The organism is Nocardia sp. NPDC058658 (assembly GCF_042716665.1).
Taxonomy (GTDB): Bacteria; Actinomycetota; Actinomycetes; order Mycobacteriales; family Mycobacteriaceae; genus Nocardia.
In genome coordinates, this window is the sequence record NZ_JBHXRR010000022.1 from 42,886 (window position 1) to 63,858 (window position 20,973).

Below are 20,973 nucleotides of genomic sequence, written 5' to 3' on the forward strand. Positions count from 1 at the left end.
GGCATCTATCGGGTGGAGATTCGACGCTGTGGCGGCAACGGTTGTCCGAACCGGAACTCAGCGCACCGCGAGCGCGATCACCTGGGTGCGCTGTTCGGCGGCGAAGTTGTTGTCCGCGACCAGCACCAATGTGCGTTCACCCGAGGGCAGGCGCGGGCCCCACGTCATCGCTTCGATATTGTCGACGGCCTCGATCCCGAGGTCGGCCAAGTCGGCGACCAGTCGTTTCGCGACCGGGCGAGCACCCGCGATCGGCGCGTCGAGCACATTGCTCGCGGCCGCGGTGTCGATCTCGAAGATCCGCACGCGATTACCGACGCCCTTGGCGAAAGCCCGTTCCACCACCAGGAATCGCGACGGATCGAGCGCGTTGTCGGCGAGGATCGCGGTGACGCCATTGCTCGACTGGCCCGGTTCCGGGTACGACTCGGCGAAGACCGACTCCAGCGGATACGCGTACTGCGCCAGCACCGGTCCGAACCGGGCCTGCACGGTGATCCGCGTTGTCGCCCCCGCCGTCGTTGTCGCGCCTGGGCCGTCCTGGAGCAACGGCCCCTCCAGCGCGGTCACGAACAACGCGCCACCGGCCGCGAACGTCGCCCCTTCGAGGGCCTGATTCTGGCGAGGACCCGAACCAGGCCGCATCCGTTGGTTTTCCGGCATCGGCAGTTCGGCGACAAAGCCGCCGTCGGCCCGCGCGACGCGCACCGACGGATCCGCGAGCACGCCCCCGGCCCGTTCACCTTCCTGCGTCCAGAAGTAGTCGCCCGTCCACGGGTCCACCCGAATGTCTTCCGGATCCACCGACTTCGGCGGATACACGGTCCCGTCGGCACGTCGCAGCGGGGACGTGCCCGTGAAGCTCACTGGACCGATCCCCGTCTCCCCCACCGGAATCCGAGCCGTGTACGTCCGAGCAGGCCCCTTCTCCGACCGATCATCACTGATCAACACGTATTCCCCGCTATCGGCCAGGTAGTCGATCCCCGACAACCCGCCGACGACGGTCCCCTGAAAGTCCAGGTCGTGCGCGACAACCTGCTCCCCCAGCACCCGGACCCCGGGATCGGCAACCGCCCCTGGCGCGCTCACCCCGACCACCATCGCACCGAAAATCACCGCGGCTACCCGACGTCCCATGGGCCGCAACGCTATCCACCCGAGCACACCCCAGGGTTAACACCGTCCGAACTGTCGGTTCGTACACAAAGTAGGGTCGATGGCATGAACCGGGCGGGCTCGGGGCCGTCGGGATGACAAGGGGGGTTGGTCATGACGTATCCACACGGACAGCAGCATCCGGCGGCCTGGGGGCAGCCGCAGCAGCCTGCGGCATACGCGCAGGAGATCCCGCCGCTCGGGCCGCCGCCGAAGAAGTCGAATGCCGGGTGGATCGTCATCGTGCTGGTGCTGATCGCCGGGCTGATCGTCGGTGCCGGGCTGCTCGTATCGGCGGGTAAGAGCGTTGCGGGTTCTGCGGTGGCAGCGTCGGCGACGGGTAAGCCGTCGTCGACCACCACCGGAAAACCGACGACGACCACGTCGAAGCCCAAGGCCGGGGCGCGGTTGGGTTACGCGGACTACGAGGGGCCGTGGAACTTCAAGCTCGGTGATGTCCAGATGCATGCCGACTGGGTCGAGGGGCGCGATCACAAGAACTGCGCGCCGGTCGAGAAGGGCGGCAAGCTCACTGGCTTCGGGTGTCAGTACGCCAGCGAACTGCTGCTCACGGCCGAGGGCGGGGCCGTGAAGATCACCCAGTTCGTGCTGGGGATGAAGGATGCGGCGGCTGCGGAGTCCTCGGCCGACAAGATCGAGGAAAAAGATCTCAACGTCCGAGCTGTCGGGATGATCGACGACTTCGAGACCGGCAAGTGGAAGGCGAGCTCGTCCAAGGAGTTCGTGGTGATCACCCTGGTGACCGCGACGGCCGCCGTCGACGCGGCGCTCGTCGAGAAGTATCTGCGCTACCGCCACGGCGACATCGTCGGCGCGATCGGCTTCCGCTAGCGGCCCTTGCGCACCAGCGCTGATCGGCGAAGACTTGTACCTCGGTGGGCTCGGCTGTGGGCCGTGCTGGTACCTCTCCGCGGTGGACCACGACGCGACTGCTCACCATCCGAGCAGAAGCGAGATGTCATGTCCGCGCTGGTACGCATGAGTTTCGACGCGCCCGAGGAAACCCGGCCGTTCGAGCAAGGTAAGGGTCGACTCGACCTGGTCAACGTCGAAAGCGGCCCGGTCGGGCGCGCCGTCTTCGAACCCGGTTGGCGATGGAGTGAGCACGTGAAGCCGATCGCGGGCACCGACAGCTGTCTGGCCCCGCACATCGGCTACTGCCTGTCCGGGCACCTCGTGGTGCAGATGGACGACGGTGAGAAACAGGAATACGGCCCCGGCGACGTCATGATCGCCCCGCCCGGCCACGACGCCTGGGTCGTCGGCGACGAGCCGTGCGTAGTGCTCGACTGGCAGGGCTACGCCGACTACGCCAAGCCCCGATAACGGCGAACGCCCGCCACCTCGACGAGGTGACGGGCGCTGCCGACTACAGACTTACTTTGCGCAGCGAGGCCGGGACCTCGAAACGCGGGCCGAACTTCGCGGCCAGCTCGTCGGCACGGGCCACGAAGGTTCTCGTGCACGCGTGGCCAGCTCCCTCGACAAGCTCAAGTAGACATTGAGTTTTGTGCGGGCTGCTGCAAAAAACTAAAACTGTACTTTAGTTCAACGCTCTTGTACCGTCATGCCAGTGCCCAAAGACGCGAGCGGACGTCGCAACAATCTATGGCAAGTCGCCGCCAAGCAGCGCGGCTACTTCACCGCTGCTGACGCACTGAAAGCTGGCTACACCTACCAAGCTCAGCAGTTCCACAAGCGGAACGGTAATTGGATCCAGATCGACCGCGCTCTATACCGACTCCGCGAGTTCCTAGCTCTGCCAGGCCAGGACACGGACCACCTAGTGAGATGGACGCTGTGGAGCGGCGGCGAGGCCGTCGTCTCCCACACGACCGCACTAGCGGTCCATGACCTGGGAATCGCCAATCCCGCCAAGGTGCACCTGACCGTCCCGCCTGGTTATAGGCGGACTGCCAGCGCGCTCGCAATCCACAAGGGGGAACTCCCACCTACCGATATCCTGCACAGCGACGGTTTCCGGGTAACGACGCCCGTCCGCTCAGTCCTCGATGCCGCACTCGCCGAAGCCGACCAGGATGTCATCTCATCCGCTGTCAGCGACCTGCTCCACCGCGGCATCATCACCCAACGATCACTGCTTCACCGCGCGCAGCTGGCCGGACCGCGCGCCGAACTGTCCATTGAACGAGCAGTACGGGAGGGCGAGCATTGAAACACTACGGCACCGGATCCGATCTGCGAACCGCACTGGAGTTCAGGCTCAAGCGTGAAGCCGATGACAGCGGTACCGATCTCGGGCGTCTGCGGCGCCGAGTGGTATTCGACCGCTTGGCCACCCGCCTCGCAGCCGATCAAGACCACGCATGGATACTCAAAGGCGGTGCAGCCCTGGAGTTTCGGTTGTATCCCAGAGCAAGGGCAACCAAAGACCTCGATTTCGCACTCAGTGCGCAGGGCATTGATGGCAAATCCGTGCGGGACCTACTGATCGACTGCCTCATCGAGGATGTCGGGGGTGACTGGTTCTCGTTCGAGGTGTCTCAACCCACCGAACTTGCCCTCGATGCCGCAGGACGCGCAGCATGGCGGTTCTCGGTACAGGCAAACCTGGGCGGCAGACAGTTTGCCTGTGTACGCCTCGACGTCGCCAACCGCAGTGAAGAACTATCCGGAACCGAGCGCCTCCGATTGCCCGGAACTTTGAGCTTCGCTGGAATCGCCTGCGGCACAATCGAAGCTGTTGACCGCCACCAGCACTTCGCGGAAAAACTGCACGCGCTCACCCGCGACTACGGACACCGACCCAACACCAGGGTGAAGGATCTCGTCGACTTGGTCCTGCTGATCGAAGACGGACTTGAACCGAATCCCTGCCTTGTTCGGGTTGTCGAGCACGTATTCACCGTCCGCAGCACACATTCGGTTCCGGAACAGATCGACCAGCCCCCACCGCTGTGGGTGAACCAATACCCGAATCTTGCCGAGGATCTGACAACAACTCGACCAGATCTGCAACAAGCCCTCGCCCTGGTCCGCAACTTCTGGACCATGGCTTTAGCTCAGCAGAACCAGCCCGAGCGGAATTAATGCACCGCCACTATTTGCAAACCGGTTCAGATTATTCGCCATCGCGAAGATCATCATAAATATCCATGAATTCGATCGATAGCCTGAATGCCACCGCCTGATTATTACCGGTCGCGGAATAGTCATATTCCGGACTGAGGGCCGGTTGCGAGTAGTAGGGAATAACCTCTTCATCCTTGAGATTTTTTGCTATCCGTTGAATAGGACGAGTGAACCCACGAAGGGACCGGTTCGGTGAGTAGTTCGCCAGATCGTAAACTTGATCACGCGTAATGTAACCACCATTCAGTCCAGCTTCCCTGATGGCCGCATACTGCACTGGATATGCATCCCGCAGTTCGTCGATAAGTCGCACAACACCAACACGATTCCAGCCAGGTTCACTTCGAACCTCGTCAGACATGCTTCGCTCGAGTGCATCCACTGTCGTATCGACAGTCGCCTCGTCCTGACTTCCAGGTAGCGCTTGGATCAGAGGCTTCATGTGATGCAGCCAACTTGCAGCCGTAAGCATGAAGAGCCGCTTTCCCGTCCTTTTGAGGTACTCCTCTGATAACTCGTTCCTGGGTCCTAGGTTCTGCCCGCGTTCCTTCCTGTACCAATCCTCTTTCGCATCGCCGGTGACCAACAATCCATCGACACCACGTGCCGCAGCCTCGACCAAGAACTGCTCCCAGACCAGATAGTCTCCAGCAGCTCCCTCTGCGTCGTCCCGCTTGGATTTGTTGGCATCTTTGTATCCTGGAGGTATCTTCTCCCGAACCCGCTTTTCAGCCTCGGCCACCGCTCGGACATAGGTCGGCCTATCCATTGGCTCGCCGCGCCTACCCCGTACGATACCTTCCAGGCGAAGGACGATGGGATCGGTTTCGGTATCAACAGCAGATTCGGGATCATGATCGCCAATGACATCTTGAATGCCGATATAAAGCGCCTCGAACCCCTCGGCAAGCTTTGCCGCTAACCCAGCTTCATGCTCTGCAGATATTCCTACCCGCTTTGCCCAGTGTCGAAATCGCACAAGCGCGTCAGCCTGATATTTGTCGAGTTCGATTGTCGTCTTTTCCGCCTCGTCGGCGGGAGATTCGGCGGCACCAATCCTATTTCGGTGAAATTCCTTCAGCGCCTGGTGCGAAATCCAGAGTCGATCACCAAGCGCTTCCATGGCGCTGAAGAGTTGATCAGACGCAGAGCGATGCTGACGATACAGATCCAACAATATATTTGTATCGAACGTTACAATACCGGTGCGGAAAACCTCTTGATAGTCCTCGTTGACCACGTTCCGGTAGGCAGAGAAGTCAGCAAAGAGACCTTTAGTTGTATCGAAAGTTGCTGAGTCACTGGGTGTTCCCATGGTTGGACACTGTACTCGGCCACGGACCGGACCCGATCAACTCCAGCTCGCTGACTTCCTCGTGACGACAAGATCAGGACGGCCGCCCCTACCGGAGATACTGCGCGTGAACCGACCGGCAGCCGAAACTCTGCCTGCCTCCTGGCGACCCGACTCCAATGGCGGAAGCCCGCCACCAAACAGGTGACGGGCTTCCGCACCGGTCGAAACCGGTCCTACAGATTTACTTGCGCAGCGAGGCCGGAACCTCGAAACGCGGGCCGAACTTCGCGGCCAGCTCGTCGGCACGGGCCACGAAGGCCTCCTGGCCGCCGGGGTAACCCACGATGAACTGGTGCGAGCCGCCCGACCAGGCCGGGAAGCCGATGCCGAAGATCGAGCCGATGTTCGCGTCGGCGGTGCTGGTGAGCACGCCTTCGTCGAAGCACTTCTGGGTCTCGATGGCCTCGGCGAACATCATCCGGTCCTTGAGGTCCTGGAAGGTGACACCCTCCGGGAGCTCACGGCTGGAATTGAAGGTCTCGCGCAGACCCTCCCAGATGCCGGTGGCCTTGCCGTCGACGTAGTCGTAGAAACCGGCGCCGCCCGCCTTGCCCTTGCGGTCGAACTCGTCGACCATCTTGTTGATGACGCCGTTGGACGCCTTCGCGGCAGCGTTGATCTGATCCTCGTTGCCCGCGGCGATGAGCGCGGCCTGAGTCTCGTTGGCGATCTTCTGCATGGTGGTGAAGTTGAGCTCGTCGCTCAGCTTCAGCGGCGCGGCCGGGTAGCCCGCCTGCAGGCCGGCCTGCTCGACCGTCGAGGGGTCCACGCCCTCGGCGACCATCGCGATGGCCTCGTTGATGAAGGTGCCGATCACGCGCGAGGTGAAGAAGCCACGGCTGTCGTTGACGACGATCGGGGTCTTCTTGATGGCGAGGGTGTAGTCGTACACCCGGGCCAGCGCCTCGTCGGAGGTGTTGTCGCCCTTGATGATCTCGACCAGCGGCATCTTGTCCACGGGGGAGAAGAAGTGGATGCCGATGAAGTCCTCGGAGCGCTTGACACCCTCCGAGAGCAGGGTGATCGGCAGGGTCGAGGTGTTGGAGCCGAGCAGCGCGTCGGCGTCGACGATGTCCTCGATCTCCTGGAAGACCTTGTTCTTCAGGTCCGGGTTCTCGAACACGGCCTCGATCACGAAGTCGACGCCCTTGAAATCGTTGGCGTCGGCCGTCGGGGTGATGCGAGCCAGCAGCGCGTCGGACTTCTCCTGGGTGGTCTTGCCACGCGAGAGCGCCTTGGCCTCGATGGCCTCGGCGTAGCCCTTGCCCTTGACGGCATTGGCGAGCTCGACGTCCTTGAGCACGACCTCGTAGCCGGCCTTGGCCGAGACGTAGGCGATGCCGGCGCCCATCATGCCGGCGCCGATGACACCGATCTTCTTGATGTCACGCTTGGGCACATCCTCGACCGACGGACGCGAGCCGCCACCGTTGATGTGGTTGAGGTCGAAGAAGAACGCCTGGATCATGTTCTTCGCGACCGGCCCGGTGAGCAGGCTGATGAAGTAACGACCCTCGATGGCCAGCGCGTTGTCGATGTCGACCTGCGCGCCCTCGACCGCCGCGGCCATGATGGCGCGCGGGGCGGGCATGTTGGTGCCCTTGATCTGCTTGCGCAGGTTGGCCGGGAACGCGGGCAGGTTCGCCGCGAAGGCCGGGGTGGACGGGGTGCCGCCGGGGATCCGGTAGCCCTTCTTGTCCCACGGCTGCGCCGCTTCGGGGTTGGCCGCGATCCACGCCTTGGCGGCGGGCAGCAGCTCGTCGACCGAGGACACGACCTCGTCGATCAGGCCGATTTCCTTGGCCTTGGTCACGCGGTGACGCTGACCCTGCAGCAGCACCTGCATCAGCGCGTTCTGCAGACCGAGCATGCGGGTCACACGGGTCACGCCGCCGCCACCGGGCAGCAGGCCGAGCGACACCTCGGGCAGGCCGATGGCCGAACCCTTGACGTCGGCCGCGATGCGGTGGTGGGTGGCCAGCGCGATCTCGAGGCCACCACCGAGGGCGGCGCCGTTGATCGCGGCGACGACAGGCTTGCCGAGCTGCTCGAGACGACGCAGCGGGCCCTTGACGCCGTCGAGCATCTCGGCGACCTCGGCCGCGTTGTCCGGGCCGACCGTCATCATGTTCTTCAGGTCGCCGCCGGCGAAGAAGGTCTTCTTGCCGGAGGTGATGACGACACCGGTGATGTCGTCCTTTTCCGCCTCGAGGCGGTCAACGGTCGCGGCCATCGAGGTGATGTACGCGTCGTTCATGGTGTTGGCGCCCTGGCTGGGGTCGTCGATGGTGAGGACGACCACGCCGTCGGCGTCCTTCTCCCAGCCGATGATGTTGTCAGTCATAGTGTTTCGTTCTCTCCTGTGAGAAGTTTTCGGCCGGGGATCAGACACGCTCGATGATGGTGGCAACACCCATGCCGCCACCGATGCACAGCGTGATCAGGCCGTAGCGGCCGTTGCGACGCTCCAGCTCGTCGAGCACCGTGCCGGTGATCATCGCGCCGGTGGCACCCAGCGGGTGACCCATCGCGATCGCGCCACCGTTGACGTTCAGCTTCTCGTCCGGGACGTTCAGGTCCTTCTGGAACTTCAGCACCACCGAGGCGAAGGCCTCGTTGATCTCGACGAGGTCCATGTCCTCGATCGTCAGACCGGCCAGGGCCAGCGCCTTCTTGGCGGCCGGGGTGGGGCCGGTCAGCATGATGGTCGAGTCGGCACCCGAGGTGGCGGTCGCGACGACGCGCGCACGCGGGGTCATGTTGGAAGCCTTACCGGCCTCCTCCGAACCGATCAGCAGCAGGGCGGCGCCGTCGACGATGCCCGAGCTGTTGCCACCGTGGTGGACGTGGTTGATCTTCTCGATGTAGGTGAACTTCTGCAGCGCGACCGCGTCGAAGCCACCCATCTCACCGATGCCGGCGAAGGCCGGGTTCAGCTTGCCGAGGTCGGCGGCGGTGGTGCCGGGGCGCATGTGCTCGTCGTTGTCGAGCACGACAAGGCCGTTGATGTCCTTGACGGGCACGATCGACTTGGCGAAGTAGCCGCCGGTGGTCGCCGCGGCGGCCAGGTCCTGCGAGCGCACGGCGTAGGCGTCGACGTCATCGCGGGAGAAGCCCTCGATGGTGGCGATCAGGTCGGCCGAGATGCCCTGTGGCACGAAGTAGCCGTCGTAGTTGGTGGCCGGGTCGAGTGCCCACGCGCCGCCGTCGGAGCCCATCGGCACGCGCGACATCGACTCGACGCCACCGGCGATCACCAGATCGTCGAAGCCCGAGCGAACCTTCTGCGCGGCCAGGTTCACGGCCTCGAGGCCGGAAGCACAGAAGCGGTTGAGCTGGAAGCCACCGACGGTGTCGGGAAGGCCGGCCGCAGTGACCGCGGTGCGGGCGATGTCCATGCCCTGGTCACCGACAGGGGTGACAACACCGAGGATGACGTCGGAGATCTGATCCTCGTTGAGGTCAGGGAAACGGTTACGCAGCTCCTGGATCAGACCAACAGTCAGATCGATCGGCTTGACCGAATGCAGCGAGCCGTTCTTCTTGCCGCGGCCGCGCGGAGTGCGGATGGCCTCGTAGATGTAGGCCTCTGTGGTCATATCGGAGTGTTTCCTTCCTTGGGGTGCGGTGGCCGCACGAACACCAGGGCCTTTCGCCTCGATGCCGTACAAATCCCGGCAAGCACCAGCGGAGCATAGAACCATGCTCTTCCGACGATCCCGGCCACCCGTTCATACTACCGTGGTGTGCGAACTCCGGTTAACTTAACGCGGTGCGGACGGCCACTGTCAACCATCCAGACTCTTTGCCCCGAACTGTTCACGCAGCAACGCCAGCGCGACCTCGTCCGGGTCCTGACGGTCACCAGGGGCCACCGGCACCGCCGCGGCGGCCAGCATCTCCCGTTCCTCCTCTGGTGTAGGCGGTCCGAGCACGGCCGCAGCGCGCGCGGAATCGGCGGCGGACCGGGACTCCGGGGAGTCGTCCGGACCGGGGTCGTCAGGTAGGTCGGGGAAATCGGGCGGCGGAATGTCGTCGTCGGCAGGCCGGTTGGTCCGGTTAGCCGACTGTCCGCCACCGGCCTGACTCGGCCGCGAGAACTTCGGCCTGCCCGCGGGCTTGCTCTCCGGACTCCCCGAAGCCCGCGCGGGCCCAGCCTTCGCGGCGGGCGCAGGACGCGGCGCGGGCGCACCGGTCTCCCAGCGCACATCCAGCTCCCGCCCGAGCACAGCCCGCACCGCCGACCGCACCGCCTCGATATTGCGCGGATCGGACAACCGCTGCGCCAACGGCGGACTCTGATGCGCGAAAACAATCGTGTTGCCATCCACCCGCGACACCGCCGCCCCCGACAACAAGGCCTGCAAGGTAGCCCCGAACTCCCGCACCCGCCCCTTGATCTCTGGCCAGGCCGCATCCACGATCCCGACCAGATCCTCGGTCGCCGAGGAACCCTGCGCCGCACCGACCTGCGGTTCCGCCGGCCTTTCCGGCCCAGCTCCGGGCTGGTCGTTCGGCGCCGCCGAATCAGCCTGTGGTGCTTCAACTTCCACCGAATTCGCGCCAACCGACCCTGCCGACACAGCAGCTGGCCGAAGGTTTCCGGCAGAAGGTGCGACCGAATCGGGAGCCGAAGGTGCTTGGGGCACAACCGTTTCCGTATTCGATGACGTGTCTGCTGCTGCGCGCACCGGCGGCGAAGCCTGCGCGGGCGATGCAGCTTGCGCGGGCGATGCAGCATCTACCAGCGACGCGGGTCGCGCCGCCTGCGCGGGACGGTCGGCCTGCACGGGCGGCGCAGCCTCCACCGGCAGCACCGGTCGCCCCGCCTGCGCGGGCGGTGCCGCTGGCACGGGCGGTGCGGCCTCCACCGGCGGTACTGGTCGCTCGGCCTGCGTGGGCGATGCAGCTTCCACCGCCGACGCGGGTCGCGCCGCCTGCGCGGGACGGTCAGCCTGCACGGGCGGTGCGGCCTCCACCGGCAGCACTGGTCGCTCGGCCTGCGTGGGCGATGCAGCTTCCACCGCCGACGCGGGTCGCGCCGCCTGCGCGGGACGGTCGGCTTGCGGCGGCGCCGCCGCCTCCATCGGCGACACGGATCGCCCGGGCGGTGCGGCATCCACCGGTGGCGCGGTTTGCGCGGGCGGCGCAGCCTGCGCGGGCGGCGCGGGAGCTTCGGCCGCCACCGGCGCAGTTTGCGCAGGCGGGTTTTCATGCGTGGGCGCAGGGCGAGCGGCCGGTGGCGTCGAACTTGCTGCGGCCGCTTCCTTTTCGGCGCGGGCGGCGGCGAGCAGTTCCGCGCCTCGGCGGCGGCTTTCGCCGCTCGATGACGGCGCTGACGGGCGTTCAGTAGGCGGTTCACCTGCGGCGGGGCCCGGCCGCGCGGGAGCCGGAACAGCACCGGAGGCGAATCCGCGTTCCAGGCGTTCGAGGCGTTGCAGCGTCGCGGACTCGGTGTCGGAGACCGAGGGCAGGAGCATGCGGGCGCAGATGACCTCGAGGAGCAGGCGCGGCGCGGTGGCGCCGCGCATTTCGCCGAGGCCCTCGTGGAGGAGTTCGGCGTAGCGGGTGAGGGTGGCGGGGCCGAGGCGTTCGGCCTGGTCGCGCATGCGTTCCATGACGTCGCCGGGGCCCGAGACCAGGCCGCGGTCGGCGGCGTCGGGGACCGCGCGCAGCAGGATCAGGTCACGCAGGCGTTCCAGGAGGTCGACGGCGAAACGACGCGGGTCGTGGCCTGCTTCCATCACCGAGTCGACCGTATTGAACAGGGCGGCACCGTCGTTGGCGGCCAGCGCGTCGATCGCGTCGTCGATCAGGGCGACGTCGGTGACGCCGAGCAGCGAGACCGCGCGCGGGTAGGTGACACCGTCGGGTCCGGCGCCGGCGAGCAGCTGGTCGAGCACGCTCAGGCTGTCGCGCGGTGAACCACCACCGGCCCGGATGACCAGCGGATACACCGCCTCTTCGACCGGCACGTTCTCCTGCTCGCAGATCTTGCCGAGCAGGCCACGCATAGTGGCGGGTGGCAGCAGCCGGAACGGATAGTGGTGTGTGCGTGAGCGAATCGTCGGCAGAACTTTGTCCGGCTCGGTGGTGGCGAAGATGAAGATCAGGTGCGCAGGCGGTTCCTCGACGATCTTGAGCAACGCGTTGAAACCGGCCGTAGTGACCATGTGCGCCTCATCGACGATGAACACCCGATAGCGCGACTCAGCGGGCGCGTAGAAGGCACGATCGCGCAGCTCACGGGTGTCGTCGACACCACCGTGACTGGCCGCGTCGAGCTCGATCACGTCGAGATTGCCCGACCCACCGGGCCCGAGCGCCACACACGACGAACACGTGCCACACGGCGTGGAGGTGGGCCCGTCCACGCAGTTCAGCGAGCGCGCGAGAATACGGGCGGACGAGGTCTTACCGCAGCCACGCGGCCCGGAGAACAGGTACGCGTGGCTGACCCGTCCGGTATCCAGCGCTGTACTCAGCGGGTCGGTGACATGCTCCTGACCCACTACTTCCGCGAATGTCGCCGGTCGATACTTCCGGTACAGAGCCACGACCCACAGGCTACCGAGGATGTCCGACAGGGTTTGTCGGCGGCTGGCACTGCACCGTGCGCGGTAGCGAAGCCGTCATCATGTTGTGATCCAAATCACATTGAATTCAGCGGTACGCGGCGTAGGTGCAAAGCATGCCCCCGGATGCAACGGCCCAGCTATCGACTGCCACCCGCGAGGCGAATCCACCATCGAACCGTCGATCAATCCTGGTTGCGCCAGCAATGCAAACCCATTCCCCGCTTGGCGGCTTCTTACTGGATGTAACGAAAACATGAATGGTCGTGACAGCGGCGCAAGTGCCTGGCTACCGTGGATCTCGGCAACTTCGGTGGCCAAACCTTCATCAGGTTGGTGACCCCGGCCGGTCCCTCATCCCGGCCGGGGCACAACCTTCGCGCACCGATCGCTCCCCCACCGCACCGACCGGAGGATCGTTTCACCGTGCTGTCGTGTGATGACATCGCATCCGCTCTGCTGGCCCACACCGACTTCGCAGGCGACAACGCCGCGGTCGGGCTACTGAGCCGGGCGATCAGCCCCCAGGACTTCGACATCAAACGCGACTCCTTACCCGTCGCGGCCGCGGCCGACCCGGCAACAGCCGACGCCATCCTGCAACTGCTCGAACGCGGGCAGGTGCCGACGATGGCGGCCATTCGCACGCTCACCGCGCAGAACGAGATGCGCCGCGAGGCCGAGCGGATCGAACGGCTCGGCCGACGCGCCCAGCGCAGCATCGACGAGTTCGGGCGCATCCTCGCCCGCCTCGCCGCCGCGCACTGGACCGACCACAATATCGGCCCCACCAGGCGCGATATCCTCGCCGACGCCGAAGTGTGCGAGCTCATCGCCGAACGCGTCGGTGAGATCGCGCCGTCGGCGGTCAAGCATCTGTGGCTCATCGAACGGGCGCAACGGGCGGGCTGGATCGCCTCGAACGCGAGCCCCGGTTCGCTGTGTCCGGCGCGGCGCTGGCACACCACCAAGTACGGCAATCGGGTCTCGCAGAAGCCGGTCAACATGGTCGGCAAGCTGGTCGCGGGCTTCGTCGCCGAACACACCGCCGACCGGGGCAAGCCGCCGAGCTGGGCGGTGCTGGCCCGCGACGCACGCGACGATCGCGGCCGTCGCCTGTTCTTCGACGTGGCCGACGTGCACGCCCAGCGCCGCTGGCTCACCACCGCCGAATGGCTGGCCGACAGCGATGACCTGCCCGTTCCCGGCAAGCGCGGCGCACGGGCACTGGCCAAGGAAAACCGGGGCTAACGCAGGTACCGGGTGTGAGCATTCGGTAACTTTCTCGCGACGCACTCACGCGTGAAAGGAGTTACCGTGCCCGCAACGATCGACCCCGCGGCCACTGCTTGGCTACTCGCGGCCACCGCCATGGTGCTGTTGATGACGCCCGCACTGGCCGTTTTCTACGGCGGGATGGTGCGCTCGACCGGCGTGCTGAACATGCTGATGATGAGCTTCATCGCGATTCCGCTGGTCACCGTGGTCTGGCTGGTGGCCGGCTACAGCCTCGCGTTCGGCGACGACGCGGGCGGTGGCCTGATCGGCAATCTGGAACACTTCGGGCTGGCCGGGATCAACCCCGACTCCGTCCGCGGCACGATTCCGGAACTGCTGTTCGTCACCTTCCAGCTGACGTTCGCGATCCTCACCGCCGCCCTGGTCTCGGGCGCCATCGCCGACCGCGCCAAGTTCGCGGGCTGGATGGTGTTCGTGCCGCTCTGGACGCTGGCCGTGTACGCGCCGATCGCGCACTGGGTGTGGGGGCCGGACGGCTGGCTGCTGAACTTCGGCGCGCTCGACTACGCGGGCGGCCTGGTGGTCGAGATCGCTTCCGGCGCTTCAGCCTTGGCGCTGGCGCTGGTGCTCGGGCCGCGGATCGGCTTCAACATCGACGCGATGCGTCCGCACAACCTGCCGTTCGTGCTGCTCGGCGCCGGTCTGCTGTGGTTCGGCTGGTTCGGTTTCAACGCGGGTTCGGCGCTCGGCGCCACCGGAACCGCGGCGGCGGTTTTCCTGAACACGCTGGTGGCGGGCAGTCTCGGCATGCTCGGCTGGCTCATCGTCGAGCAGATCCGTGACGGCAGGCCAACGACTTTCGGCGCGGCCTCGGGTGCGGTGGCCGGTCTGGTCGCGATCACCCCGTCGTGCGGCGTGGTGAACACCCTCGGTGCGGTAGTGGTCGGTCTGGCCGCCGGTGTGCTGTGTTCGTTCGCGGTCGGCTGGAAACACAAAGCGGGCTACGACGATTCGCTCGACGTGGTCGGCGTGCACTTCGTCGGCGGCATCGTCGGCACGATCCTGATCGGCCTGCTTGCCACCCAGGTGATGACCGGCGGCGTGAACGGCCTGCTCTACGGCGGCGGCTTCGCCCAACTCGGCAAACAGCTCGTCGCGGTACTGGTCGTCGCGGCCTACGCCTTCGCGGTCTCGTGGGTGCTCGGCAAGGGCATCGACAAGATCATCGGCTTCCGTGTGAGCAAGGAAGACGAAACCGCGGGCATCGACTTCGCCCTCCACGCCGAAACCGCGTATGCCGAAGGGGTACACGGCAGTTCGCCGCGCCGCTTCGGCGAAGGCTAGTCCGCCTCTCCGCGTAATTCAGGCCAGGCTCGTGTGCCCGGTCCGGCAGCGTTGGCGACCGGCTGTTCGGCATGAGGTGAGTTACCCCGTTCCCGACGAGTTACCCATGTGCTCGCCGAACATTGCCGGAACCTCAGCTCACCTCGCCGACAGCTGCCGTGAAGGTGTTGCAGCTGGGAGTGAGGTTGGTCAGGCCTGTTTCGAACCATTGGCCACCGTGCTCGGCGGTGCCATGGTCGCGCATGTCACCGGGGCCGTCGCCGCGGCCGTAGGAATCCCGGGTGGCGACGGTGACCTGCGACGACGTCAGCGAACCGCCGCCCTTCGAGGAGGCGATGAACATGCCGTCGAAGCAGTTGGCCTGCAACTCGACTCGACGCGAGAGCTCGAGGCCCTTGTCCGAGCGGGCGCCCGCGTCGACGCGCTCGCTGTTCGCCTTGCGCAGGATGCCCGACTGGGCCTGCACGTGGTGGCCGTACTCGTGCGCGAACACCGACAGGTACACGACCCAGTTGTCGCGGAACTGCTCGGTCTGCAGCTGGCTGATCGGCATGTAGATGGTCTTGTTCGCCGGGCAGTAGAAGGCGGCGAAGTTGCTTGTCGATCCGGTGCACGGGGTGGTGATGCCGTCGGTGGTCGCGGTGACGCTCAGTGTCGGCGACTCGAAGGGCAGGTTGTTCTCGGCCAGCAGGGGCTTCCACGCCGATTCGAGGCAGGTCGCGGCCGACTCGAAGAAGGCGCGGGCCTTGTCGACCTGGGTGCCCCATGGCGCGTAGTCGCACGCTGCGGGGACCAGGGTGCCGTCGGAGTCGGTGAGCAGCGGGTTGTCGCTGGTCGCGGCGGGTGCGGTGCCGGGTTGGGGGTTGTAGGTGGTGGTCGGTTTCGGGCCGATCGCGCCGATCCCGAGGTCGACGCCGGTGTTGACGGCGTATTTCACCAGGCCGCCGACCAGCAGGAAGATGAGCAGCAGGATCACCGAGGTGAAGCCGCCGCCGCGCTTACGTGGCGGCGGAGTCGGCCTGCCCGGCGGCCCGTAGGGCATGGGCGGTGGCCGGTATCCCGGCGGCGGACCATAGGCCGGACGCTGGCCGTAACCCTGTGGATAACTTTGCGGCTGTGGATAACGTGGCGGCCCATATCCGGGTTGCGGCCGGTATCCAGGAGGCGGACCATAGCCAGGAGGTGGTGGAACCGGTCGTCCACCTGGACCATTCGGCCCATAACCGTACGGTGGTTGAGTCACTCCCCCGTACCCCCCTCGTCTCATGAGTATTGTGATCGACAGCCGCTGACGCAGAATAGCAAGCTGTCTAGAGTAAGCACCCATGCTGACTTTTCGGGGGGGCGCCGTAGGCGCGCTGCTGCTCGCCGCGGCGGGTTTGCTCGTGGCCGCGCCGGTCGCCCACACGGAGCCCGTGACCACCGGTGTTTCGATCACCGCCGATCTCACGCTGACCGAAACCGGTGTGCTCGAGGTCATCGAAACTGTCGTGGTGCCCGCCGACGGAAATTTCACGATGTCGCTGCCGTTGCGCCTCAAGGTCGGTGACGATGTCGAGCGGGTTTTCAAGGTCACCGATGTGACCCAGAGCGGCGCGGGCACGGCGACCACCGCGAACGACCAGTTCATCGTCGAGGCGAAGCCCGGCGAATCGAAGTTCACGTATACGGTGCACAACACCGTCTCCGACATGCCGGGCACCCAGGTGTTCCACTGGCTGGGCGTGCTCAATGCCGATATCGCCGTGCTCGATGTCTCGGTGATCAGCCCGACGTTCCAAATGGGCATCGTGGACTGCAAACTCGGCTCCGCGGGTAATGCCAAGCCGTGCGCCGACGTCCGCACCGAACCCGACGGCGTGATGTACCTGTACCAAACGGACCTGCGCAAGGGCGACGCCATCGACCTCACCCTGCAGATGCCGCCCGGCACCGTGCCCGCGAATGCCGATGTGCGCGGCGGCGGCACGGGCCCGTTCGCCTTCACCACGCCCGTGTTCGTCGCGTTCGGCGCCTTCCTGCTCGCGCTGGTCGGCATGATCGCCTACGTGCTGCTGGCCCGCAAGCGCGCCGCCACCGCGATCGCGAGCAGCGACACCTTCGACCCGCTGATCCAGCAGGGCGACCGGGTCGAGTTCACCACCCCCGATGGTGTGCTGCCCGGTGAAGCGGGCCTGATCATCGACGAGCACGCCGACCCGGTCGACATCGCCGCCACCGTCGTCGATCTCGCCGTCCGCCGCTACCTGTGGATCACCCCCGTGAACGCACGCGGCGAGGACGATTGGCGGATCAGCCGCGTCAACGCCCCCGACGACCAGCTACGCGAATACGAACGCGTCGTCTACGACATGCTGCTGCCCGAGGGCACCGACACCGTCGCCGTCCGCGAACTGCGCGCCCCCGGCCGCCTGGAACTGGAACCGATCCGCGCCGCCATGCGCAACGATGCCGTGGCCACCGGCGCCTTCGCCGATCCGAAACAGCGTGCCCTCCCCCGCTGGATCGGCGCCGCCCTGATCGCACTCGGCCTGGCCGTCACCCTCGCCCTCGCCCTCACCGCGGGCCACGCCCTGGTCGGCGTCGCCATCGCCCTCGCAGGCGGCGCGGCGATGCTGCTCCCCAACTACCTCCCCGTTCGAACCCCCTTGGGCGACACCGTCGCAGGCCGCATCCGTGCCATGCACCGCGGCCTCGACACGGTCACCCGCGACCGCATCCCGCCCATCGACCAGGAAACGATCTTCTCCCGCGCCCTCCCCTACACAGTGATCAGCGGCCGAGCAGACAACTGGATCCGCACCTTCCGCGACATGAACCCCGCCGCCGACTCACAACCAGGCCTCTACTGGTTCGCCGGCTACGACCAAGACCCCAACCTCCACCGCTTCGCCTCCCAATTCCCCTTCTTCATCACAGCACTGGAATCCGCTTTTAACCCGCGCTGAACAGCAAGCCACCCCGTAAAACCCCGAATCCGCCATAACCGCACAACCCAACCCCACCTGCGACCCATAGGGAGCAGCGGCCACGCAGTGGCCGGTCGCGGCCTCTCGGGGCCGCGACTCGAGCGCGCCAGCGCTCCAATAAACACAGCGTCAAACCTCTGGGACTACCCAAACGCCGGAGCCCTGCCACAACCCCGGAACTAAACCCGGCGCACAGCCGCCAACGGATCCGCGTACAGCGCACTCAACGAAGTAACCACCGCCGCGAACTCCTGCACCTTCCCCCCGAATCCACTGATCCGAATATCCGTAGCCGGCAACTGCGTACTCTGCGAAAACGCCCGAGCCACATGCCCCAGCGCAGGCCGGTACCCCGTAAACGCCTGCCCGCCCAGCACAACTCGATCCGGGTTCAACATGTCGCGCACCAGCGCGACAGTCTGTCCGAGCATCGTCGCCCGCTCGGCGAGCAGTTCCCGCGCCGACTCGGATCCGGACTCCGCCGCCCGATACAGATCGTTGATCGTCGTCCCCGCGGTTCCGTTGTGCGCCGGAATGATTCCGCGGCCCACGGCCCGAGCCTGCAGCGCCCGGTCACCGACGGTCACTTCCAAGCACCCGCGCCGCCCGCACGTGCACTGCACGTCGGAGCCCGTCGGCAGATGCGCGATCGAACCGGGACCGTTGCTCGGCGTATGGACCCGACCGTCGAGAGTGACCGCGATGCCCGCGGTCTCACGAACGTAGAAGTAGAGGCTGCTGCCGTGCTGAGCGGCGGGAAGCTCAGGCTCGGGCCTGCGTGCATCGAAGCTCGGCAGCAGCAGCTCCGAAGCCGCCATCGCCTCGACGTGCGGTGCGACGGAAACCGGCAGCTCGAGCACATCACCGAGCACCTGCCCGATCGGTGCGCCCGCCCATTCCAGCTTCGGATGGTCGACCACACCGCTGCGCGTATCCACCCGCCCACCGATCGCGACACCCGCCCACAGCGGCGTCCGCCGGTGCCACCGCTGCAGGAACGCCTTGGCGCTGCGAGCGACAGTGGTGACCGCGAATTCCTGCCCGGTCTGCGGCGTCGCGATGGCGAGCCCGCCGAGAATGCGTCCGCGCAGATCCGCGGCGACGATCTTCGTCGCCTCGGCGCCGATGTGGATGCCGAGCGTCAGATACGCGTCGTGATCGATCTCGAACGGCACCCGCGGCCTGCCGACCGCACCGGCGGCGGTGAGATCGGCCCGCTCACGCAGCAGTCCCGCCGAAAGCAGCGCTGCCACTTGCCGATTCACGGTGGCGATACTCAAACCCGTTGCCCGAGCGGCATTGTCGCGCGAGATCGGGCCGGAGGCCGCGGTCCGCAGCACGGCGGCGGCGGGGTTGTCGCCGAGCCGCAGTTCCGGCGGCACGACAGGTCGGGAGACTCGAGGACGACCGGCGCCGGTCCGAGCGGAGGGGCGGTCGATGATAGGAGCAGACATATGAAGTTCCTTGCTGAAATCCCGTTGTCCCAACGGGATTGCCTACACGTATAACGTGGCGGCGCAGGAGCCGGAAGGGCTCAGCCGCAGTGGCAGGAACGACACAGTTCACGCGTCAACGGCAACCGCAGACCCAGAGCGGCGGTCACGTAGGTGACCCGCTGGGCGGTGAGATCGTTGCCGGACATAACAATCAAGTTAACACCGAATCCGCACCCATCCAAGCCGAACCGGCGAATTGTGCGCTGCGGCACATCATCGCCGCAGGTCAGCGGAGTGCGGGACAGGCGCAATGGCGGTACACGAAAACCCCCTGCGGGAACCGATGTTCCTACAGGGGGTTTCGACGACTCGATCGGACCTACTTTGCCGGGGCGACGAACGGCTGGTTGATCGTGGTGAAGTACTGCACCGCGGCCGCAATCGCGACGGGGCCGGTCACGAAGATCTGACCGATCAGCACACCGATGAAGCCGACAGCGCCCGCACCCGCGATGCAGCCGACGACCGGGCCCGCACCGAACAGGGTGGCCAGCGCGGCGGTCACGACGGTGCCCGCGAGCGCACCGGCGACGCAGCCGATGGCCGCACCGGCGAGGCCGCCGACCAGGGTGCCGACGGTGGCGCCCATAGAGATGGTGGAGGTCAGGCGGCTCCAGGCGGCCTGCTCACGCTCGTACTCGGTCTTCCACGGCGCCTTGTCCTCGTACGGAAGGGCGACGGGCTTGTAGACGGCCTGCGCCGGGTCGGTCACCGGAGTCAGGGTCGCGGTGTTGCCCGAGATCTCGGCGATGATCGGCAGCACGTAGTCATCGAGCTGGTAGGACAGCGCGGTCGAGGCAACGGTCTTGCCGTCGGCGGCCTTGATCTTGAACTGGCCGTCCTCGGCGACGAGCGAACCCGCGTCGGTGGTGATCACGGCATTGGACCCGTCGACGACCTCGGCGGTGTAGTTGATCGGGGCGGCTTCTTCGACCGGCGCGGCGTTGACCGTGCCGGCGGTGATGCCGGTAGCCACGGTCAGGAGCGCCGCGACAACGGCGAACTTCCTCATCTTCATAAAACTGCCATCCCTCATCTGTTGTGGAGCTGTTCGAGAAGCAAGCTTCGAGCAGTTCCACCCCCGTGACGAGGGAAAAAAGCAGCTAGATCTTAACTAAGAATTCACTTGGATGTCTTGGCGGCGGCCTTGGCCTGTTTCTTGAATTCCCTTACTTCCGAAAGCGTTTCGGCGTCGACGACATCGGCAACCGAGCGCCGCGACCCGTCATCGCCATAGGAACCAGCGGCCTTGCGCCACCCCTCCGGTTGCACGCCACGTTGCTTGCCGAGCAGCGCGAGAAAGATCTTCGCCTTCTGCGCCCCGAACCCCGGCAGGTCCTGCAACCGGCGCAGCACCTCTTTGCCGTCGGGGTCGCCCTCGGTCCAGATCTGCGCGGGGACACCGTCGTAATGCTCGATCACATACTGGGCCAGCGCCTGCGCCCGGCGCGCCATCGACCGCCCGTATCGGTGAATCGCGGGCGGGGTGGCCGCGAGTTCCTCGAACTCGGCCGGATCCGCTTCGGCGATCTGCCGCAGCGAGAACCCGCCCATCCGCTCGGCGAGTTTGCGCGGCCCACGAAACGCGTGCTCCATCGGGTACTGCTGATCGAGCAGCATTCCCAGCAGCAGCGCGAAGTCGTCGGTGCTGAGCAGTTCGTCGGCCTCGGATTCCTGCGCGAGGCACAGTGTGCGAGTCATACAGTCATGGTGACACATCT

At 66.0% G+C, this 20,973-nt stretch carries 16 protein-coding genes; 7 read left to right on the forward strand and 9 right to left on the reverse strand.

The features are described from left to right. Positions 1-57 precede the first annotated feature (57 nt). Complete coding sequence (locus ACFWUP_RS24890; RefSeq protein ID WP_379238182.1) at positions 58-1,140, reverse strand: esterase-like activity of phytase family protein; 1,083 nt, start codon at positions 1,138-1,140, stop codon at positions 58-60. Positions 1,141-1,272: 132 nt separating this feature from the next. Here ACFWUP_RS24890 and ACFWUP_RS24895 point away from each other — a divergent pair, with 132 nt between their 5' ends. The 4 genes from ACFWUP_RS24895 (at position 1,273) to ACFWUP_RS24910 (ending at position 4,230) form a co-directional block, all read left to right on the forward strand. Continuing rightward, positions 1,273-2,010 (forward strand): hypothetical protein, encoded by a 738-nt coding sequence (locus tag ACFWUP_RS24895; protein ID WP_379238183.1) that lies wholly within the window; start codon positions 1,273-1,275, stop codon positions 2,008-2,010. 129 nt (positions 2,011-2,139) lie between these two features. Then, on the forward strand, positions 2,140-2,505 hold the full coding sequence (locus ACFWUP_RS24900) for a cupin domain-containing protein (protein ID WP_379238185.1): 366 nt from the start codon (positions 2,140-2,142) through the stop codon (positions 2,503-2,505). A gap of 247 nt (positions 2,506-2,752) precedes the next feature. Beyond that, positions 2,753-3,355, forward strand: a complete 603-nt coding sequence (locus ACFWUP_RS24905; RefSeq protein WP_379238186.1) for a hypothetical protein — start codon at positions 2,753-2,755, stop codon at positions 3,353-3,355. Then, a complete protein-coding gene (locus ACFWUP_RS24910) occupies positions 3,352-4,230 on the forward strand; it encodes a nucleotidyl transferase AbiEii/AbiGii toxin family protein (RefSeq protein ID WP_379238188.1) in 879 nt (292 codons plus the stop codon). The genes ACFWUP_RS24905 and ACFWUP_RS24910 overlap by 4 nt, the downstream gene beginning before the upstream one ends. 31 nt (positions 4,231-4,261) lie before the next feature. On the opposite strand, the gene ACFWUP_RS24915 is transcribed toward ACFWUP_RS24910, so the two are convergent. From ACFWUP_RS24915 to ACFWUP_RS24930, 4 genes are all read right to left on the reverse strand, one after another. Continuing rightward, the gene (locus ACFWUP_RS24915; protein ID WP_379238190.1) at positions 4,262-5,587 is read right to left on the reverse strand and encodes a PIN-like domain-containing protein; all 1,326 of its coding nucleotides are present in this window, start codon (positions 5,585-5,587) and stop codon (positions 4,262-4,264) included. 223 nt (positions 5,588-5,810) lie between these two features. Next, entirely contained in the window at positions 5,811-7,973 is a 2,163-nt protein-coding gene (locus ACFWUP_RS24920; RefSeq protein ID WP_379238192.1) for a 3-hydroxyacyl-CoA dehydrogenase NAD-binding domain-containing protein, read from the reverse strand. Between the two features lie 40 nt (positions 7,974-8,013). Further along, positions 8,014-9,228, reverse strand: coding sequence for an acetyl-CoA C-acetyltransferase (locus ACFWUP_RS24925; RefSeq protein ID WP_379238194.1), 1,215 nt, complete (start codon positions 9,226-9,228; stop codon positions 8,014-8,016). A 189-nt stretch (positions 9,229-9,417) separates the two neighbouring features. Then, positions 9,418-12,186: a DNA polymerase III subunit gamma and tau gene (locus ACFWUP_RS24930; RefSeq protein ID WP_379238196.1), complete on the reverse strand. Its 2,769-nt coding sequence runs from the start codon at positions 12,184-12,186 to the stop codon at positions 9,418-9,420. A gap of 444 nt (positions 12,187-12,630) precedes the next feature. On the opposite strand from ACFWUP_RS24930, the gene ACFWUP_RS24935 reads away from it, so the two are divergent. Together ACFWUP_RS24935 and ACFWUP_RS24940 are read left to right on the forward strand one after the other, a co-directional pair. Then, positions 12,631-13,455 carry a hypothetical protein gene (locus tag ACFWUP_RS24935; RefSeq protein ID WP_379238198.1) on the forward strand — a complete coding sequence of 275 codons (825 nt, stop codon included), beginning with the start codon at positions 12,631-12,633 and terminating at the stop codon, positions 13,453-13,455. A gap of 66 nt (positions 13,456-13,521) precedes the next feature. Beyond that, positions 13,522-14,787 (forward strand): ammonium transporter, encoded by a 1,266-nt coding sequence (locus ACFWUP_RS24940; RefSeq protein ID WP_379238200.1) that lies wholly within the window; start codon positions 13,522-13,524, stop codon positions 14,785-14,787. 133 nt (positions 14,788-14,920) lie between these two features. Here ACFWUP_RS24940 and ACFWUP_RS24945 read toward each other — a convergent pair whose 3' ends face one another. Then, the gene (locus ACFWUP_RS24945; RefSeq protein WP_379238202.1) at positions 14,921-15,829 is read right to left on the reverse strand and encodes a neutral zinc metallopeptidase; all 909 of its coding nucleotides are present in this window, start codon (positions 15,827-15,829) and stop codon (positions 14,921-14,923) included. Between the two features lie 283 nt (positions 15,830-16,112). On the opposite strand from ACFWUP_RS24945, the gene ACFWUP_RS24950 reads away from it, so the two are divergent. Then, positions 16,113-17,735 carry a DUF2207 family protein gene (locus tag ACFWUP_RS24950; protein ID WP_379238204.1) on the forward strand — a complete coding sequence of 541 codons (1,623 nt, stop codon included), beginning with the start codon at positions 16,113-16,115 and terminating at the stop codon, positions 17,733-17,735. A 200-nt stretch (positions 17,736-17,935) separates the two neighbouring features. Here the strand turns inward: ACFWUP_RS24950 and ACFWUP_RS24955 are convergent, their stop codons facing one another. The 3 genes from ACFWUP_RS24955 to ACFWUP_RS24965 all read right to left on the reverse strand — a co-directional run bounded on the left by ACFWUP_RS24955 (position 17,936) and on the right by ACFWUP_RS24965 (position 20,953). Further along, positions 17,936-19,210 carry an ROK family protein gene (locus ACFWUP_RS24955; protein WP_379238206.1) on the reverse strand — a complete coding sequence of 425 codons (1,275 nt, stop codon included), beginning with the start codon at positions 19,208-19,210 and terminating at the stop codon, positions 17,936-17,938. A gap of 361 nt (positions 19,211-19,571) precedes the next feature. Then, positions 19,572-20,270: a hypothetical protein gene (locus ACFWUP_RS24960; protein WP_379238208.1), complete on the reverse strand. Its 699-nt coding sequence runs from the start codon at positions 20,268-20,270 to the stop codon at positions 19,572-19,574. Positions 20,271-20,374: 104 nt separating this feature from the next. After that, complete coding sequence (locus ACFWUP_RS24965) at positions 20,375-20,953, reverse strand: HhH-GPD-type base excision DNA repair protein (RefSeq protein WP_379238209.1); 579 nt, start codon at positions 20,951-20,953, stop codon at positions 20,375-20,377. Positions 20,954-20,973: the final 20 nt, after the last annotated feature.

What these genes read in the sequence shown, in the direction of transcription:
- ACFWUP_RS24890 (WP_379238182.1), bottom strand. Translation starts at nt 1,140, where the DNA reads ATGGGACGTCGGGTAGCCGCGGTGATTTTCGGTGCGATGGTGGTCGGG.
- ACFWUP_RS24895 (WP_379238183.1), top strand. Translation starts at nt 1,273, where the DNA reads ATGACGTATCCACACGGACAGCAGCATCCGGCGGCCTGGGGGCAGCCG.
- ACFWUP_RS24900 (WP_379238185.1), top strand. Translation starts at nt 2,140, where the DNA reads ATGTCCGCGCTGGTACGCATGAGTTTCGACGCGCCCGAGGAAACCCGG.
- ACFWUP_RS24915 (WP_379238190.1), bottom strand. Translation starts at nt 5,587, where the DNA reads ATGGGAACACCCAGTGACTCAGCAACTTTCGATACAACTAAAGGTCTC.
- ACFWUP_RS24920 (WP_379238192.1), bottom strand. Translation starts at nt 7,973, where the DNA reads ATGACTGACAACATCATCGGCTGGGAGAAGGACGCCGACGGCGTGGTC.
- ACFWUP_RS24925 (WP_379238194.1), bottom strand. Translation starts at nt 9,228, where the DNA reads ATGACCACAGAGGCCTACATCTACGAGGCCATCCGCACTCCGCGCGGC.
- ACFWUP_RS24945 (WP_379238202.1), bottom strand. Translation starts at nt 15,829, where the DNA reads ATGCCCTACGGGCCGCCGGGCAGGCCGACTCCGCCGCCACGTAAGCGC.
- ACFWUP_RS24950 (WP_379238204.1), top strand. Translation starts at nt 16,113, where the DNA reads ATGCTGACTTTTCGGGGGGGCGCCGTAGGCGCGCTGCTGCTCGCCGCG.
- ACFWUP_RS24955 (WP_379238206.1), bottom strand. Translation starts at nt 19,210, where the DNA reads ATGTCTGCTCCTATCATCGACCGCCCCTCCGCTCGGACCGGCGCCGGT.
- ACFWUP_RS24960 (WP_379238208.1), bottom strand. Translation starts at nt 20,270, where the DNA reads ATGAAGATGAGGAAGTTCGCCGTTGTCGCGGCGCTCCTGACCGTGGCT.
- ACFWUP_RS24965 (WP_379238209.1), bottom strand. Translation starts at nt 20,953, where the DNA reads ATGACTCGCACACTGTGCCTCGCGCAGGAATCCGAGGCCGACGAACTG.